We start from the raw sequence: 16,765 nt of genomic DNA on the forward strand, positions 1-16,765 counted from the left end.
GTTATCTAACTTCTGCGATAATAACGGTTCGATATAGGGCAAGCAACTTGTTTTTAGAGAACTTGTTCGCTGATTCGTCAGTTTCAGTTCAATAGGGCCGTGCTGTGGCCGTGGGGCTGTTGTCTTGTATCACGGATCCGGTGAAGCGCAACCGGTGTGTTGCCAGGGGATTTATGGCGGATGCCCCTTAATCGAGGGGCTGGGTAGGGGGGGGATCGGCAAGTAGTTTCCGGGTGAACTAAGGGTGTGGTCGCGGGGGTGGCAAAAAGTAACCCATCGGCGTTGACAAATGGAAACCAAAGGTGAAGCCACTTTGGGGGGGGCAAAAGGAGATCGGACTCAACGGATACCGTCCGTCCTGGGATCCGTACCTTCAAATTAGACTCTGCAATGCCTAAACAAAGAGGCGTTGTATGTATGGCACTATATGGCCATGGCTGTGACGCACCCTTGCGTGGCACCCTATCTATATAGGTGGGCAATCAGCTGTCAATGATTAGACGCGGGAAGGACGATGTCACTGTGAAAGGCGCGGATTCGCGGAGAGGTTCCTCCGGTAGCGATCGAAATCGGCGAAGCCGCACCGGTGCCGGTGGCAGCGGCGGGGGTTCCCGTAGCGTCCGCAGCGAGCGCACTGCCCGCGCATGGCAGAATACGCAGGCCGGTCAGACTGGCGGTGCGCGCAGCGTCGGTGCCGACAGCAATCGAGCCGCCACGACGAAGATGAAAGCGGGGGGCTCCGGAACGTCGTCACGCAAGGGGCGTCCCTCGGGGTTCCGTCGTTTCATTAACTCGCCTCGTACACGCCGGTTTGGGCTGTCTGTTGCCGGTTCTTACGGCGTCGTATTGCTGTTCATCATCTCGGTAGCTCTGATTGGCGTCATCGTCAGTGGCGCTGGAATGTCTCCGCTTCCAGCGAGTATCGCGTCGATGTGGATGATCTTTAACCTCGCGCCGTTCCGTTTTAACGGCACGACGCTGGGGCTCACACCAGCACTGCCCGCGGTGCTGATGGTGTTGTTCATCGCCTGGCGTGTACGCCGCGAAGTCGCTGACCGCATCAGCATCAAGGATGTGCGCGCGCTGGTCGGCGCGTATCTGGGTGCGCCCATTGTGCTCACCATCATCGCGTGGCTCATGCTTTACGACGCGTCGAAGGTGTTTCCCCGCATTCAAACCCCCAGTTTCGGCCTTGCGATTGCAGCCGCTTTGCTCGTAAATCTCGTGGCCTTGGTGCTGGGGATGGGGCAGCGGTTGCTGCGCGCACTACTGTTGCGCCGGAAGCTGCCGGAGTGGTTGCTCGCGTCGGCACGACTGGCGGGCAGCTACGTGGCATGGCTGTGGCTGGTCGGTGTTGTGGTGACACTCGTTTCGCTGATTTGGCATCGAGGATTGCTGGCAGAGACATTTGCAATCACGGATACGGCCGGTGAAAGTGTTGCGGTCAGCGGTCTCTCGCTGCTGTACCTGCCAAATGTGGCGTTCGGTGCGGTCGGTGTGCTGGTGGGCGGAAAATCGACCTTTGGGCCTGCGGAGGCTGGGCTGTTCGCAGTGCACCCAGCTCAGCTGCCACCCCTGCCGATTCTGGCTGCCATGCCTCAGTCGCTGGCGCACTGGGCTTTCGGAATGCTGATTGTGCTACCGCCAGCGGTTGCAGCTTGGCGCGTCGTGGCATTCCTGAAGAAATCTGCGCCGAAGCAGCCCTACCTGGTCGTCGTTCTCGCTGCCGTGTGGTCGATCATGTTCCTCATGGGGCTGGCTTGGCTGCTCGGCGGTGAGGTTGGCATCTTTGGGTGGGCCGGTGCCTCCTGGTGGCTGACTGGCCTGCTCGGCTCGATGTGGCTGGTTGTTCCGGGAGCCATCGTGGTTGTTGCGATGACCGGTGTGCCGTCACTTGGTAGGGACAAGGGCGTCTCGGAAGTGGCCGCTGAGAAGTTCCCGCCGAAGCCTGCAGAAGATGGGGACGGTCACGCTGAGGCTGAGGATGCCGGCGATGTTGACAACTCTGACAATGACGCGGACGGCTCGGAAGAGTCGGAGGAGTCGGAGGAGTCGGAGGAGATTGTCGACGGGGAAGTCGTAGCGACCTCCGACGACGAAGCCGAGTCCGACACAGAGGATGACTCAGAGTCTGGTGTGGAGTCTGAAGATGTTTCAGAAGACGCTGAAAAATCGGACGACTCTGAAGAGGATTCAGAAAGCGCCGCAGGCGGAGAAGCATCGGGCGAAGTAGATGCGACCGACGAGGACGAATCCGATGAGGACACCGAAGACTCGGAGGAAGGCGGCGACGGGGAACCGTCGTCAAGCCAAAAGAGCTAAGCCAACTTAGGGGGAGCGGAATTTGGGGTCTCTGCCGGGCTGGGTAAGCTAAACGCCGTGACTGAAGCACAGCCCGTCGCAGAAATTTCGCACAATAATTCCTCCAGCAAGCAGCTCCGCATCATAGTCCTGGCCTCTGGCCTGGGCTCCCTTTTGCAGTCGATGCTGGAACTGCTGGACGCTGAAAAGGTTCAGATTGTCGCGGTTGGTTCGGACAAGGATTGTCCGGCGCTGGAGAGGGCTCAAAACCTCAATATCCCAACTTTTCAGGTGCCTTTCGATGCTGAGGCAAAGAAGGACCGAGAAGGTTGGGATATTCGTGTTTTAGAGGCCGTGAACAGTTTTTCGCCGGATATCGTTGTCTCGGCGGGTTTCATGCGCATTCTGGGGCCAACATTTGTAGAGGCCTACAGCAATCGCATCATTAATACGCACCCAGCGCTGCTGCCGTCCTTCCCAGGGGCGCGTGCGGTACCGGATGCACTTGACTACGGGGTGAAGGTCACCGGCACGACCGTGCATATCGTTGATAATGGAGTGGACACCGGGCCGATTCTGGCGCAACAGCCAGTGGCCGTCGAGGACGACGACACGGTGGAGACCCTGCACGAACGAATCAAGGTTGTCGAACGCCGACTCCTGGTTGATGTATTGCACTCGATTGCCGATCACGGAATTGAGCGTGACGGACGAAAGGCTTATCTGAAATGACCAACGACAACACGCAGCGTAAACCGATCAAGCGCGCTCTGATTAGCGTCTACGACAAGACTGGGCTCGAGGAGCTGGCTCGCGACCTGCACGAGGCTGGCGTGGAAATCGTTTCCACCGGTTCCACGGCTGGCAAGATTGCTGCAGCTGGCGTGCCGGTGACCCCGGTTGAGGATCTCACTGGTTTCCCGGAGTGCCTCGAGGGCCGCGTGAAGACGCTGCACCCGCGTGTTCACGCCGGCATTCTGGCTGATACCCGCAAGGAAGACCACCTGGCTCAGCTGAAGGAGCTCGGCGTGGAGGCTTTCCAGCTCGTTGTCGTTAACCTGTACCCGTTCCGTGAGACCGTTGCCTCGGGCGCTTCCTACGACGAATGCGTGGAGCAGATCGACATCGGAGGCCCGTCGATGGTTCGCGCTGCGGCGAAGAACCACCCGTCGGTTGCCATCGTCGTCGACCCGGCTCGCTACGGCGATGTCGCTACCGCCGTGAAGGAAGGCGGCTTCACCCTCGAGCAGCGCCGTGAGTTCGCTCGCGACGCATTCCTGCACACCGCCGATTACGACGCAGCTGTGTCCAACTGGTTTGTTGAGCAGCTCGGTGGCGCTGAGGGATCCACTCCGACTCCGCTGCGCTACGGCGAGAACTCTCACCAGTCGGCAACTCTGACCCGCATTGGTACCAAGGGGCTGGCAAACGCCAAGCAGCTGAACGGCAAGGAGATGTCGTACAACAACTACCAGGATGCCGACGCCGCATGGCGTGCCGCCTGGGATCACGAGCGCCCGTGTGTGGCAATCATCAAGCACGCTAACCCGTGCGGCATCGCAGTCTCGGATGAGTCCATCGCCGCAGCTCACCGCGCAGCTCACGCATGTGACCCGATGTCCGCATTCGGTGGTGTCATCGCCGTCAACCGCGAGGTCTCCGTTGAGATGGCCGAACAGGTCAAGGACATCTTCACCGAGGTCATCGTCGCTCCGTCCTACGAAGACGGTGCCGTTGAGGTACTGAAGGCCAAGAAGAACCTGCGCATTCTCGTCGCCGAGTACGAAGCACCGACCACCGAGAACAAGTTTATCTCGGGTGGTCTGCTCACCCAGGATCCGGATACTTACCAGGCAGAGGGTGATAAGCCGGAGAACTGGGAGCTGGCCACCGGCGAGGCATTGAATGCTGAAGAGCTGGCTGAGCTCGAGTTTGCATGGCGCTCCGTCCGCGCTGTGAAGTCCAACGCCATCCTGCTGTCCAAGAACAACGCCACCGTCGGCGTCGGCATGGGCCAGGTCAACCGCGTGGACTCCGCAAAGCTCGCCGTTGAGCGCGCAAATACGCTTGCCGACGGAGAAAACCGTACTCAGGGGGCCTACGCTGCGTCCGATGCCTTCTTCCCGTTCGCTGACGGTCTGCAGGTCCTGATTGATGCCGGTGTGAAGGCAGTTGTCCAGCCAGGTGGTTCCATCCGTGACGAAGAGGTCATAGCTGCTGCCAAGGAAGCTGGCGTCACCATGTACATGACAGGTACTCGTCACTTCTTCCACTAATTCCTTACTGGATTAGGGGCTAACCGCCGCGGTGCTAACTGTCACCTCGGCGGTTTTTCTCTACCCGGACGTGTGGGGACCTGTGGGCGAGGATGTGTGTCTGTTGTCGAGCCGTGGTCTATGTGAACACACGCTGAGGGCAGGCGCTGGTGATAATTATGCAGACGAAATGGCTCCAATGCGTTTAACATAAGGGCTTATGTCACGTAGAACCGAAGCGCGACGGCGTCGAGAAGCAGAGATTCTCTCCGCTGCTGCTGCGATCCTGGCCGACCGAGGGTTTCATCAGACTCGGTTGGAGGATGTTGGCTCCGCTGTCGGCATTTCTGGCCCAGCTCTTTACCGTTACTTCAGCGGCAAGGAAGAGCTGTTGGCGCAGATCCTCATCGATATTTCTATCCGACTTGTCGATGGTGCGCGAGCAGTTCTCGATCGAGCAAAGAGCAATGATTGGGAGCCAGAGGAGACTCTTCGGGGCCTCCTTGCGCATCACGTGCATTTTGCAGTCACGGAGCCCGATCGCATTCGTGTCCAAGAGCGCGAAGGGGGAAATCTGGCGCCAGAGCAGAGCGCAAAAGTGCGTTCCTTGCAGCGTCTTTACATGGTCTTATGGGTGGACGCTCTGCGTGAACTACAGCCCGAACTCACCTCCGACGAGGCGCAGCTTAAAGTCCAGCTCACCGCTGGGTTGATTAACTCTTCCAGGCATGTGCTCAAATGGGCGGGCCCCGAGGCGACAAGGGAAAATGCCTTTGAGATGGCCCTCGCTGCGCTGGGCATTAACAACCAATAATCCGTATTCATTCTTCTGCCGTCTGGCCTCACTGTGCTCAGCAGTGTGAGGTCAGGCGGCTTTGTTGTGCGGTGCAGGGCGCTCACATTCAGTTGAATTCACCCCCGAAACAGATTTCTAGGGGAAACATAAATCTCTATTGGAAACATGTTGCGACCTCGGGGAGAGGTGTGTATTTCAAGCTGCATAAAAGACTTCCGGGGGTGAAAGTGTGGTCTAGGAAACAAAATTTGTTGTGAGGTGACTGGGGTCGCATTAATCTTTTCGTCAAGAAAGTTAATAGTCATTAACGGAAAGTATTTCGCCCATGACTCACGCTCCAGCATTGACCAACCGACAGCGCCACGAAGAGCTCGTCGCAGAGCTCAAAGAGCTGCTTAGCACAACAGCACGCGGTGGTTCCGAACGTGCCCGTGCTCGCCATATTTCCCGCGGTAAGCTGCTGCCACGTCAGCGCATCAACCAACTGCTTGACCCCGGCAGCCCTTTCCTTGAGGTCGCACCGCTAGCGGCCCACGAAATGTATGGCGGCAAGGTTCCGGCTGCTGGCGTCATCGCCGGCATTGGCATCATCGAAGGTCGTCGCTGCCTGGTTGTAGCCAATGACGCAACCGTTTCCGGCGGAACGTACTACCCGTTGACTGTCAAGAAGCACCTGCGCGCACAGGAGATTGCCAGCCTTAACCACTTGCCGTGCATTTACCTGGTCGACTCCGGCGGGGCCATGCTTCTCAACCAGGATGAAGTTTTCCCTGATCGCGATCATTTCGGTCGCATTTTCTACAACCAGGCCAACCTTTCCGCTCGCGGGATTCCGCAGATTGCCGCCGTGATGGGATCCTGTACCGCCGGTGGCGCCTATGTGCCGGCGATGAGCGATGAAGCGGTCATTGTGAAAAACCAGGGCACCATCTTCCTGGCAGGCCCGCCACTGGTTAAGGCTGCAACTGGTGAAGATGTCACACCAGAGGAACTCGGTGGCGGCGAACTGCACTCCAAGACCTCCGGCGTTACTGACCACCTCGCGGTTAACGATGCCGACGCACTGCGTCGTGTCCGCGATATCGTCGCAACGCTCCCCAAGGACCCGGAAGTTCCGTGGGACACAGAATCCACCGTCTCGCCGACTCGCAACCAGACCGATCTTTACGATGTCGTCCCCGTCGATGCCAAAGTGCCTTACGACGTTCACGAGGTTATTGAAATTATTGTGGATGGAGGTCAATACCAGGAGTTTAAGGCCGAATTTGGTACGACCCTGGTCACTGCTTTCGCCCGCATCCACGGCCACCGCGTCGGCATTATCGCCAACAACGGCATTCTCTTCGCGGAATCTGCGCAGAAGGGCGCGCACTTCATCGAGCTGTGTGATCAGCGCGGCATCCCACTGGTATTCCTGCAGAACACCACGGGCTTCATGGTTGGTCGCGAATACGAGGCCGGCGGTATCGCAAAGCACGGCGCCAAGATGGTCAACGCCGTGGCTACCACCCGCGTGCCCAAGTTCACCGTAGTCATCGGTGGTGCCTTCGGCGCCGGCAACTACTCCATGTGCGGTCGCGCATATTCGCCGCGCTTCCTCTGGATGTGGCCGAATGCTCGCATTTCCGTCATGGGCGGTCCACAGGCGGCGATGACGCTGTCGACGGTTCGTCGCAACCAGATTGAACGCTCAGGTGAGAGCTGGTCGCAGGAAGAGCAGGAGGAGTTTGAAGCTCCGATCCGCGAGCAGTTTGAGCGCCAGTCGCACTGCTATTACTCATCGGCTCGCCTGTGGGATGACGGTGTCATCGATCCCGCAGATACCCGCCGAATTCTTGGCATGGCCCTCGATGTGGCAAGTGGCGCGCCCCTGGATGAACAGGGCTTCGGCGTCTTCCGCATGTAGTAACCAGCTAAAAACTCTCGACACCGCATTTTCTGGAAAGGAAACACAGGGCACATGACAGCGCACAACACGCAGCCCCACGCAGCTGGCGGCAGCCTGAGTACCGTATTGGTCGCAAACCGCGGGGAGATTGCCTGCCGCATTATTCGAACCCTTCGTGACAACGGAATTCGCTCCGTCGCGGTCTACTCGGATGCCGATGCCGACGCCCCTCACGTCCGCATGGCGGATATGGCCATCCACATTGGCCCATCTCCGGCACGTGAGTCCTACCTGGTTATCGACAAGATTATCGATGCCGCTCGCCGCTGCGACGCAGACGGAATCCACCCCGGTTACGGCTTTCTGTCTGAAAACGCAGACTTCGCGACCGCCTGTGAGGAAGCAGGTATTGAATTCATTGGCCCACCGGCCAGTGCCATCAACACCATGGGTGACAAAATCTCCGCCCGCGCTGCCGTCGAAGCCCGCGATGTTCCCACCGTGCCGGGTCTATCTCGCCCAGGGCTTAGCGACGAGGACCTCATTGAGGCAGCCCCATCGATTGGCTTTCCAGTCCTGATTAAGCCATCGGCAGGCGGTGGCGGTAAGGGTATGCACCGCGTGGAAGACGCTGCTGACCTGCCGGCGGCGCTCGCAACGGCTCGTCGTGAAGCGGCGGGTGCCTTCGGCGATGACTCCCTTTTCATCGAGCACTTCGTCGACACCCCGCGGCATATCGAGGTACAGATCCTCGCAGACAAACACGGCAATGTGATCCACCTGGGCGAGCGTGAGTGCTCGCTGCAACGACGCCATCAGAAGGTCATCGAGGAAGCGCCGAGCCCCCTGCTGGATGAGGAAACGCGCAGCGCAATCGGTGAAGCGGCCTGTGACGCGGCCCGCTCGGTTGGTTATGTCGGTGCGGGCACGGTGGAGTTTATTGTGCCGGCGAAGGACCCGTCGTCGTTCTTCTTCATGGAGATGAATACGCGTCTGCAGGTTGAACACCCGGTAACTGAGCAGGTCACCGGCCTGGATCTGGTGGCACTGCAGGTTGACATTGCCTCGGGACGCCCACTGCCGGTTGCTCAGGAAGATGTAACTCTCACCGGTCACTCGATTGAAGCTCGCGTGTATGCCGAAGACCCAGCGGCGGGATTCCTGCCCACCGGTGGCACGGTCACACGTGTCGTCGAGCCGAGCGGGGCGGGAATCCGGGTGGATTCCGGCATTGTCGACGGTTCCGAGGTCTCATCCCTCTATGACCCGATGTTGATGAAGATCATCTCCCATGGGGAAAACCGTGAGCAGGCGCTCGAGCGGCTGGACCGGGCGCTCGGAGACACCGTTGTCGCAGGTGTCGGTGTCAATATCGACTTTTGTCGCTACCTGCTGAACGTCCCCGAGGTTCGCGTCGGCGATCTTGATACCGGTCTGCTCGACCGTGTGGCGGAAGGCTTCGCCACCTCCGAAACACCGGACGATGTCTACCTCGCCGCTGCGATGGACTGGCTGACTTCTCGCTTTGAAGAGGCCACCGACTCGCCGTGGCTGACCCCGGACGGCTGGCGCGCCAGTACCCCGGCCGCGCAGCGCATCCGCTTCGGAACGGGGGAGGACTCGCGTCTGATCTCGATTGTGGGCACGCCGTCGAGCGCCGACGTCATCGTTGGTGATGTGGTCGCGGGCCTGTCCGCCGAGGCGGAGAACGAAGAGATCGACGTTCCAGAACCGCGAAACTACAAGGTTTCGGTCTACCGCGACGGGGAACACCTGCGCATCGTCCGCGACGGTGTCGCACAGCACTTCCTGGTCGAGACCATCGACAATGCGGGGGCTGCGAACCATGAAGAATACGTCGTCGCCGGCGCTCACGGCACGTGGGTGCTGCCTCGCACCGAGGTAGTCACCACCGGAGCCGAAGCCGATGCCGGAGGCTCGGGAGTCATCCAAGCTCCGATGCCCGGCGCGATTATCGCGTTGGCGGTGGAGGAGGGAACCCGCGTCGAAGTTGGTGATGCTCTGTTGGCCATGGAGGCCATGAAGATGGAGCACACTCTCACTGCCGAAATTGCGGGTGAGGTCAGCTTCACCGTCGCGCCGGGCGATCAGGTCACCGGTGACCAGCAGCTGGCGGTCATCACTGTGGCCGAAGCCGAGGAATAAAAACCCACACGAAACGCACCAACCAGGTCTAACGCCAATCAAGTCCCACACCTACAAAATCTTTTAAGGAGCACTCATCATGTCCGAAAGCACCAAGATTGCAACCGCCATCCTCGACGACGAATACGTGGAACTGCAGAAAGTAGTTCGCGAATTTGCCAACGAAGTTGTCGACCCGGTTTCCGCCGAGCACGACCGCAACCACACTTTCCCGTACGAGATTGTCTCGCAGATGGGCGAAATGGGCCTGTTCGGTCTGCCATTCCCCGAGGAAGTCGGTGGCATGGGCGGTGACTACCTGTCCTTCGGTATCGCCCTGGAGGAGCTGGCTAAAGTCGATCAGTCGGTCGCTATCACCCTGGAAGCCGGCGTTGGTTTGGGCGCCATGCCAATCTTCCACTTCGGCAATGACAAGCAGAAGGAGACCTACCTGCCCGAGCTGACTGCTGGTAAGAAGCTCGCTGGCTTTGGTCTCACCGAGCCGGATGCAGGTTCCGACGCCGGCGCCACCCGCACCACAGCCCGTGAAGACGGCGATGATTTCGTCATCAACGGCGCCAAGCAGTTCATCACCAACTCCGGCACGGATATTACTTCGCTGGTTACTGTCACCGCAGTCACCGGCCAGAAGGAAGATGGCAAGAAGGAGATTTCTACCATCATCGTGCCGAGTGGCACGGAGGGCTTTGTCGCGGAACCGGCTTACGACAAGGTCGGTTGGAATGCCTCCGACACCCACCCACTGACCTTCACCGATGTTCGCGTCCCGCAGGAGAACCTGCTGGGCACCCGTGGTCGCGGCTTCGCTAACTTCCTGTCCATCTTGGCCGAGGGGCGTGTCGCAATCGCAGCGCTTGCCACCGGTGCTGCGCAGGGTTGTGTTGATGAGTCGGTTCGCCACGCCAAGGAACGTCACTCCATGGGCCGTGCAATCGGCGAGTACCAGGCTGTTTCCTTCAAGATTGCCCGTATGGAAGCGCGTGCGCATGCCGCACGGATGGCGTGGTACGACGCAGCCGCAAAGATGGCCGCGGGCGCAGAGTTCCGTCGTGAAGCGTACATCGCCAAGATGATTGCCTCGGAGGCTGCGATGGACAACGCGCGCGACGCGACGCAGATTTTCGGCGGCTACGGGTTCATGAACGAGTACCGCGTGGCACGCCACTACCGCGACTCCAAGATCCTGGAGATCGGCGAGGGCACCACCGAAGTGCAGCTCATGCTGATCGCGCGCGGATTGGGGCTGTAAAAATGGCTGACAACAACGCAACCGACGTCACCCGCGACGTCGTGCAGCGCGGACTGTGGTTCGAAGAGTACGAGGTTGGCGCGCGTTACCTGCACCGTCCGGGGCGAACCGTCACTGAAACCGATGACGTCCTCTTCACGACGCTGACCATGAACACCCAGCCACTGCATCTGGATGCGCACTGGTCGAGCCAGCAGCCGGGATTCGGAGGCGAGCGCCTGGTCAATTCGATGTGGACGCTGTCGACGGTTGTCGGGCTGTCTGTCGGGCAGCTGACGCTCGGCACCATCGTCGCCAACCTCGGCTTCACCGAAGTGGCGTTTCCCGCACCGATGTTCCACGGCGACACCCTGTACGCAGAGACCGTCTGCCGTAACAAGCGCCTGTCCAAGTCCCGCCCCAACCAGGGCATTGTCGAGCTCGAGCACATTGGACGCAACCAGGACGGCACCGTCGTCTGCCGCGCAGTCCGTTCCACGCTCGTCCAATGCGCACCGACTTCGCTTGACGACGGCTCCGAGAACGCAGCTTCAGCGGGGAAGTGAGTGGCTCATGTCTACGCATAACTCCTGGCAGCCGCTGGGCCCTGCAATTCTGTTTGCGCCGGCCGATCGGCCAGAGCGATTCGGCAAAGCTGCTGACCGCGCCGACATGGTGATTCTGGATCTGGAGGATGGCTGTCGCGCAGAAAACCGTGAGGCTGCCCGCGAGGATATCGCCTCCTGTGACCTCGACCCGGCCCGCACGATTGTGCGTGTCAATCCACCGGAGGTTGAGGACTACGCAGCGGATATTGACATGCTGCGTGGCACCGCTTTCCGCCAGGTGATGCTGCCCAAGGCTTCCTCGGCTCAGCAAGTGGATGAGTTGGTAGCGGCACTGGGGGAGAAGACCCAGGTCATTGCCCTTATTGAAACTCCGCTTGGGGTCATGCGCGCCGAAGAGCTGGCGCAGGCCGATGGTGTCGTTGCACTGTTCTGGGGCGCAGAGGACCTGGTGGCGGGATTGGCGGGAACGTCATCACGCTTTAGCGAAGCAGAGGCTGCACTCGCGCCGGGCCGTATCCATGCGGGTAGCTACCGCAGTGTGGCGGTACATACCCGCAGCCACGTTCACCTGGCTGCAGCGGCGCACGGTAAGGCCAGTCTGGATTCCATCTACGTCAATATCTCCGACGCAAATGGGCTAGCTGCGGAGGCCGCAGATGCCGCTGCGTTGGGATTTGCCGCCACCGTCTGTATCCACCCCGGTCAGGTCCCGACAATCCGCAAGGCTTACCGCCCCAGCGACGAGGAGATTGATTGGGCGCGTCGGCTCTTGGCGGAAGCGGAAAAGAACACCGGTGCCTTCAGCTTTGACGGCCAGATGGTGGATGCGCCGCTCTTCCGTCAAGCAGAAGCCATTGCTCGGCGAGCTGCTGTAACCGGTTAGTCCCACGGCCGGTAACGACCACTGATTTATCCCCCTAAAGAACACATTTTCCTCTCACACACTCCGCACTCTGCGGAGTCACTTAAACCAAGGAGATCTCCCCATGACCGCGACATTGAAGAACCACGCAGAACAGCGCACTGCTGATCCTTCGAAGCTGCCGGAGGGCTTCACCACTGTGCCGGCACCATACGGCAAGGATGTTGTCGATGCCGATGGCAACAAGATGAGCCACGTGTTCGGCGCCGGTGTCGAGCAAGGCGCCGCTCCACTTCGCGATGAGACCCTCGGTGAGAACCTGCGTGCGATTGTGGAGAAATTTCCTTCCCGCGACGCCGTCGTTGACGTCTACGCGGATGTCTCCTTTACCTTTGAGCGTTTCTATAACCGGGTTCTGCGCCTGGCCAGCGCTTTCATCCGGGAGGGCTACCGTCCAGGAGACCGCATCGGCATTTGGTCCACCAACCGCTGGGAGTGGACCGTGGTGCAGTACGCCTGCCACCACATCGGCCTGGTGCTGGTCAACATCAACCCGGCTTACCGCCAGCACGAACTGAACTACGTGCTGGAAAAGGCAGGTGTGCGTATGGTGTTTGCCGCTCGCCGCTACAAGGACTCCGATTACCGAACCATGCTGATTGAGGCCTCCAAGCAGCGCGGTGTGCGCTTGGACAAGGTCATTTACTTCGGTTCGTCCGAATGGTACGAGCACATGCACAGCGAAATCGACGACCTGAGCGAGTACACCTCCCAGCTGAAGCCGGATGATCCAATCAACATCCAGTTCACCTCGGGCACGACAGGCTTTCCCAAGGGCGCTACGCTAACGCACCGCAACCTGCTGAACAATGGATACTTCATCGGTGAGCTGTTGGGCTACACCGAGACCGACCGCATCTGTGTGCCGGTGCCGTTCTTCCACACCTTCGGCATGGTGATTGGCACCTTCGCCGCCTTCACCCACGGTGCCGCTATTGTCATCCCGGCCCCGTCGTTTAAGGCGCGTGAAACACTCAAGGCTGTGCACTCGGCCAAGGCCACCAGCCTCTACGGCGTGCCGACGATGTTCATCAATGAGCTTGAAGAAGCTCATGATCAGGAGGAATACGGATCCCCCTACGACCTGTCGCTCCTGCGCACAGGAGTGATGGCAGGTACCTCGTGCCCGTCGAAGACCATGCGTGATGTGATGGATAAACTCAATATGCGCGAGATTGCCATCTGTTACGGCATGACGGAGACCTCGCCGGTGTCCTTCCAGACCCGCGCAGATTCTCCTCTGGAAAAGCGCGTCAACACCGTCGGCCAGATTATGCCGCACTTGGAAGCCCGCATCATTTGTGAAGAAACGGGTGAGACGCTGCCGCGAGGCGAACAGGGCGAGGTTGTCGTTCGCGGTTACTCCGTTATGAAGGAGTACTGGGAGCACCCGGAAAAGACCGCCGAGGCCATCGACGCCGACGGTTGGATGCACACCGGCGACTTGGGTGTGCTTGACGACGAGGGCTACCTGTCCATCACCGGACGTATTAAGGACATGCTCATCCGTGGCGGTGAGAACATCTACCCGCGCGAAATTGAAGAGTTCCTGTTCACCCACCCGGCTGTCGTCGATGCGCAGGTCATCGGTGTGCCGGATGACAAGTACGGCGAAGAGATTATGGCATGGGTAATTCTGCACGACGATGTGGAAGACTTCACCGCTGACGATGTGGCGGCCTTTGCCCACGGCAAGCTGTCGCGTCACAAGATTCCGCGCTACGTCCACGTCGTCGAGGAGTTCCCGATGACCGCGTCGGGCAAGGTCCGCAAGGTCGAGATGCGTGAGATGGCTCCGCGAATCCTGGGCTGGGTGTAGAAGAATGTCAAAAACAACTGATCAGACCGGCCGTGAGCTTGTCGCAGGCCTTGTCACTGATGGAATGACCCTGGCAGTTGGCGGCTTTGGCCTGTGTGGTGTGCCATATACCCTCATCGAAGGCGTGCGCGACTCCGGGGCAAAAGACCTCACCATCGTGTCCAACAACATGGGCATTGACGGTACTGGGCTCGGCATTCTGTTGGAGAACAAACAGGTGGCAAAGGTAGTGGCCTCCTACGTCGGCGAGAACAAGGAGTTTGCCCGCCAGTACCTCGAAGGAGAAATCGAGGTGGAGTTCACCCCTCAGGGAACTCTGGCTGAGCGGCTTCGCGCAGGGGGCGCAGGTATTCCGGCGTTCTACACCGCAACCGGCGTCGGCACGCTCGTTGCAGAGGGCAAGCCCCACGCCGACTTCGACGGGCAGACCTACGTGCAGGAGCGTGGCATCGTTGCCGACATTGGCCTGGTGCACGCCTACCACGGCGATATCGACGGCAACCTTGTCTATCGCCGGACCGCGCAGAACTTCAACCCACTGTGTGCAGCATCCGGCAGGGTGACCGTTGCGGAGGTGGAGCACTTGCTTGGCCGCGGTGAGATCGACCCGGATCTGGTGATGACTCCGGGTGTGCATATCCAGCACATCGTCCGCGGTGACGGCCGCGAGAAGCTCATTGAAAAGCGCACAACTCGGCAACGCAATACCGATTCCAGCCACGATGCCGGTGACGCGGCAGCAGGGGAGGAGATTTAAATGGCACCTGCGAAGACAATTATGGACAAGGGCTGGAGCCGTGACGAGATGGCACAGCAGGCCGCCGAAGAGCTGCGCGATGGCGACTATGTGAATCTGGGTATCGGCATTCCGACACTGGTGGCAAACCATATTCCCGAAGGTGTGCGTGTTCTGCTGCAGAGTGAAAACGGAATTTTGGGAATGGGCGCCTTCCCATATGAAGGTGAAGAGGACGCCGACCTTATCAATGCGGGTAAGCAGACCGTGACATTGGTGCCGGGCGCGGCAATCTTCGACTCCGCCACCAGCTTCGGCATGATTCGCGGCGGTGCTGTGAAAATGGCCGTGTTGGGCGCAATGGAGGTTAGCCAGTGCGGTGACCTGGCCAACTGGATGATTCCGGGAAAGATGGTAAAGGGCATGGGCGGCGCGATGGACTTAGTCGCTGGTACCCCTCGAGTGGTGGTTTTGACCGATCACGTTTCCAAAGATGGCAAACCAAAATTGGTAAAAGCCTGCGAACTGCCCCTCACAGGTGCAAAAGTAGTGAAAAGGATTATTAGCAACCTGGGAAGCTTCGATGTCGCTGATGATCACCTGGTGCTACGCAGGCTGGCACCTGGAGTGACGCTAGCCGATATCGAGGCCAACACCGAAGCCGCATACGTGGTTGACCTCGAGAATTAAATACGCAGCAATCATGGTCAGTCCACACTCATCAGATTTGACTTAGGAGAATCCATCCATGAGTAACCTTCCAGCTCCCAGCCCGAATGATGTCGTTATCCTCGCCGGTGCCCGCACCCCGCAGGGCAAGCTGCTCGGCCAGCTGGCACCGCTTACTTCCGTCGAACTCGGCGCACATGCTGTCAAGCACGCTGTCCAGCGTTCCGGCGTTGCCCCGGAAGAGGTTCAGCACGTCGTTCTGGGCCAGGTGATTCTCGCAGGTGCTGGCCAGAACCCGGCTCGACAGGTCGCCATTAAAGCAGGTCTGCCATGGAATACGACCGCTGAGATCGTTAACAAGGTCTGCCTCTCGGGCCTAAACGCTGTCATTCACGCCGCTCGCTTGATTCGTCTCGGTGATGCAGACGTCGTCGTTGCAGGCGGTCAGGAGTCCATGACGCACGCTCCGCACGTTGCACGCGGTGTTCGTCAGGGCCAGTCCTTCGGTGCGCTGAAGCTGGAGGACACCTTGGAGCGCGACGGTCTGGTCGACTCCTTCGATGGTGTGTCCATGGGTACGCTTACCGACGGTCCGAACAGCGACCTCGGCATTAGCCGCGAGCAGCAGGACGAGGTTGCGGCCGCTTCTCACCAGCGTGCGGCTAAGGCGCAGGAAGACGGTATTTTCGCGCAGGAAATCGCTCCAATCGAGATTCCGCAGCGCAAGGGTGACCCGGTAGTTGTCGACACCGACCAGGGCATTCGCCCGGAGACCACGGTGGAGACCCTGGCTAAGCTGCGCCCGGTCTTCCTGAAGGAAAACGGCACCATCACTGCCGGTAACTCCTCGCCGATTTCCGACGGTGCCGCAGCAGTTGTGCTGGCATCGCGTGCTTACGCAGAAAAGCACGGCCTGGACTACCTCGCAGTTGTGGGCAAGGCTGGCCAGACCGCAGGTCCGGATAACTCCCTGCACGCTCAGCCTGCGGACTCTTTGAAGGAGGCCCTGCGTCGCGCTGAGTGGGACGCGCAGGAGCTCGACTTCATCGAGATCAACGAGGCATTTGGTGCGGTGGCCGTCAAGTCCCTGCGTGAGCTGGACTACCCGCTGGAGAAGACCAACATCCACGGTGGCGCGATTGCCCTCGGCCATCCGATTGGCTGCTCTGGTGCCCGCCTGACTCTGACCGCTGCGATGGAGCTGAACCGTCGCGGTTCGGGTCGCGCTGGTGTGTCCCTGTGCGGTGGCGGCGGTCAGGGCGATGCGCTGCTGCTGTACCGCGACTAATCGCCAAAGGCTGAAAACTCAGCAAGCCCGCGTTGTGGTTTCCACTCTATGGATGCCACAACGCGGGTTTTGTTGTCTCCTGGGGGAGCCCCTGCGCGAAGGTGATTCGAGTTTTCAATTAGGTTAGG

At 59.7% G+C, this 16,765-nt stretch carries 13 protein-coding genes; all 13 read left to right on the forward strand.

Going from position 1 to position 16,765, the window contains the following annotated elements; genetic code table 11:
• Nucleotides 1-723: 723 nt before the first annotated feature.
• The 13 genes from EGX79_02665 to EGX79_02725 all read left to right on the forward strand — a co-directional run bounded on the left by EGX79_02665 (nucleotide 724) and on the right by EGX79_02725 (nucleotide 16,637).
• Nucleotides 724-2,322, forward strand: coding sequence for a hypothetical protein (locus EGX79_02665; GenBank protein AYX82692.1), 1,599 nt, complete (start codon nucleotides 724-726; stop codon nucleotides 2,320-2,322).
• A 57-nt stretch (nucleotides 2,323-2,379) separates the two neighbouring features.
• Nucleotides 2,380-3,033 (forward strand): phosphoribosylglycinamide formyltransferase, encoded by a 654-nt coding sequence (locus EGX79_02670; GenBank protein ID AYX81183.1) that lies wholly within the window; start codon nucleotides 2,380-2,382, stop codon nucleotides 3,031-3,033.
• Entirely contained in the window at nucleotides 3,030-4,577 is a 1,548-nt protein-coding gene (purH, locus tag EGX79_02675; GenBank protein AYX81184.1) for a bifunctional phosphoribosylaminoimidazolecarboxamide formyltransferase/IMP cyclohydrolase PurH, read from the forward strand. The genes EGX79_02670 and purH overlap by 4 nt, the downstream gene beginning before the upstream one ends.
• A 199-nt stretch (nucleotides 4,578-4,776) precedes the next feature.
• Nucleotides 4,777-5,370, forward strand: coding sequence for a TetR/AcrR family transcriptional regulator (locus EGX79_02680; GenBank protein ID AYX81185.1), 594 nt, complete (start codon nucleotides 4,777-4,779; stop codon nucleotides 5,368-5,370).
• Between the two features lie 307 nt (nucleotides 5,371-5,677).
• Nucleotides 5,678-7,258: a methylcrotonoyl-CoA carboxylase gene (locus EGX79_02685; protein ID AYX81186.1), complete on the forward strand. Its 1,581-nt coding sequence runs from the start codon at nucleotides 5,678-5,680 to the stop codon at nucleotides 7,256-7,258.
• 54 nt (nucleotides 7,259-7,312) lie between these two features.
• Nucleotides 7,313-9,406, forward strand: a complete 2,094-nt coding sequence (locus tag EGX79_02690) for an acetyl/propionyl-CoA carboxylase subunit alpha (protein ID AYX81187.1) — start codon at nucleotides 7,313-7,315, stop codon at nucleotides 9,404-9,406.
• 79 nt (nucleotides 9,407-9,485) lie between these two features.
• Nucleotides 9,486-10,655, forward strand: a complete 1,170-nt coding sequence (locus tag EGX79_02695) for an acyl-CoA dehydrogenase (GenBank protein ID AYX81188.1) — start codon at nucleotides 9,486-9,488, stop codon at nucleotides 10,653-10,655.
• A 2-nt stretch (nucleotides 10,656-10,657) separates the two neighbouring features.
• Nucleotides 10,658-11,200, forward strand: a complete 543-nt coding sequence (locus EGX79_02700) for a MaoC family dehydratase (GenBank protein AYX81189.1) — start codon at nucleotides 10,658-10,660, stop codon at nucleotides 11,198-11,200.
• 7 nt (nucleotides 11,201-11,207) lie between these two features.
• A complete protein-coding gene (locus EGX79_02705) occupies nucleotides 11,208-12,086 on the forward strand; it encodes a CoA ester lyase (protein AYX81190.1) in 879 nt (292 codons plus the stop codon).
• Nucleotides 12,087-12,189: 103 nt separating this feature from the next.
• Nucleotides 12,190-13,944, forward strand: a complete 1,755-nt coding sequence (locus tag EGX79_02710; GenBank protein ID AYX81191.1) for an AMP-binding protein — start codon at nucleotides 12,190-12,192, stop codon at nucleotides 13,942-13,944.
• 4 nt (nucleotides 13,945-13,948) lie between these two features.
• Nucleotides 13,949-14,701, forward strand: coding sequence for a CoA transferase subunit A (locus tag EGX79_02715; GenBank protein AYX81192.1), 753 nt, complete (start codon nucleotides 13,949-13,951; stop codon nucleotides 14,699-14,701).
• The gene (locus EGX79_02720) at nucleotides 14,702-15,370 is read left to right on the forward strand and encodes a CoA transferase subunit B (GenBank protein ID AYX81193.1); all 669 of its coding nucleotides are present in this window, start codon (nucleotides 14,702-14,704) and stop codon (nucleotides 15,368-15,370) included.
• A 58-nt stretch (nucleotides 15,371-15,428) separates the two neighbouring features.
• The gene (locus EGX79_02725; protein ID AYX81194.1) at nucleotides 15,429-16,637 is read left to right on the forward strand and encodes an acetyl-CoA C-acetyltransferase; all 1,209 of its coding nucleotides are present in this window, start codon (nucleotides 15,429-15,431) and stop codon (nucleotides 16,635-16,637) included.
• The last annotated feature ends 128 nt before the right edge of the window (nucleotides 16,638-16,765 follow it).

Origin of the sequence: Corynebacterium jeikeium (assembly GCA_003955985.1) — a bacterium.
In the GTDB taxonomy this organism is placed as follows: Bacteria; Actinomycetota; Actinomycetes; order Mycobacteriales; family Mycobacteriaceae; genus Corynebacterium; species Corynebacterium jeikeium_D.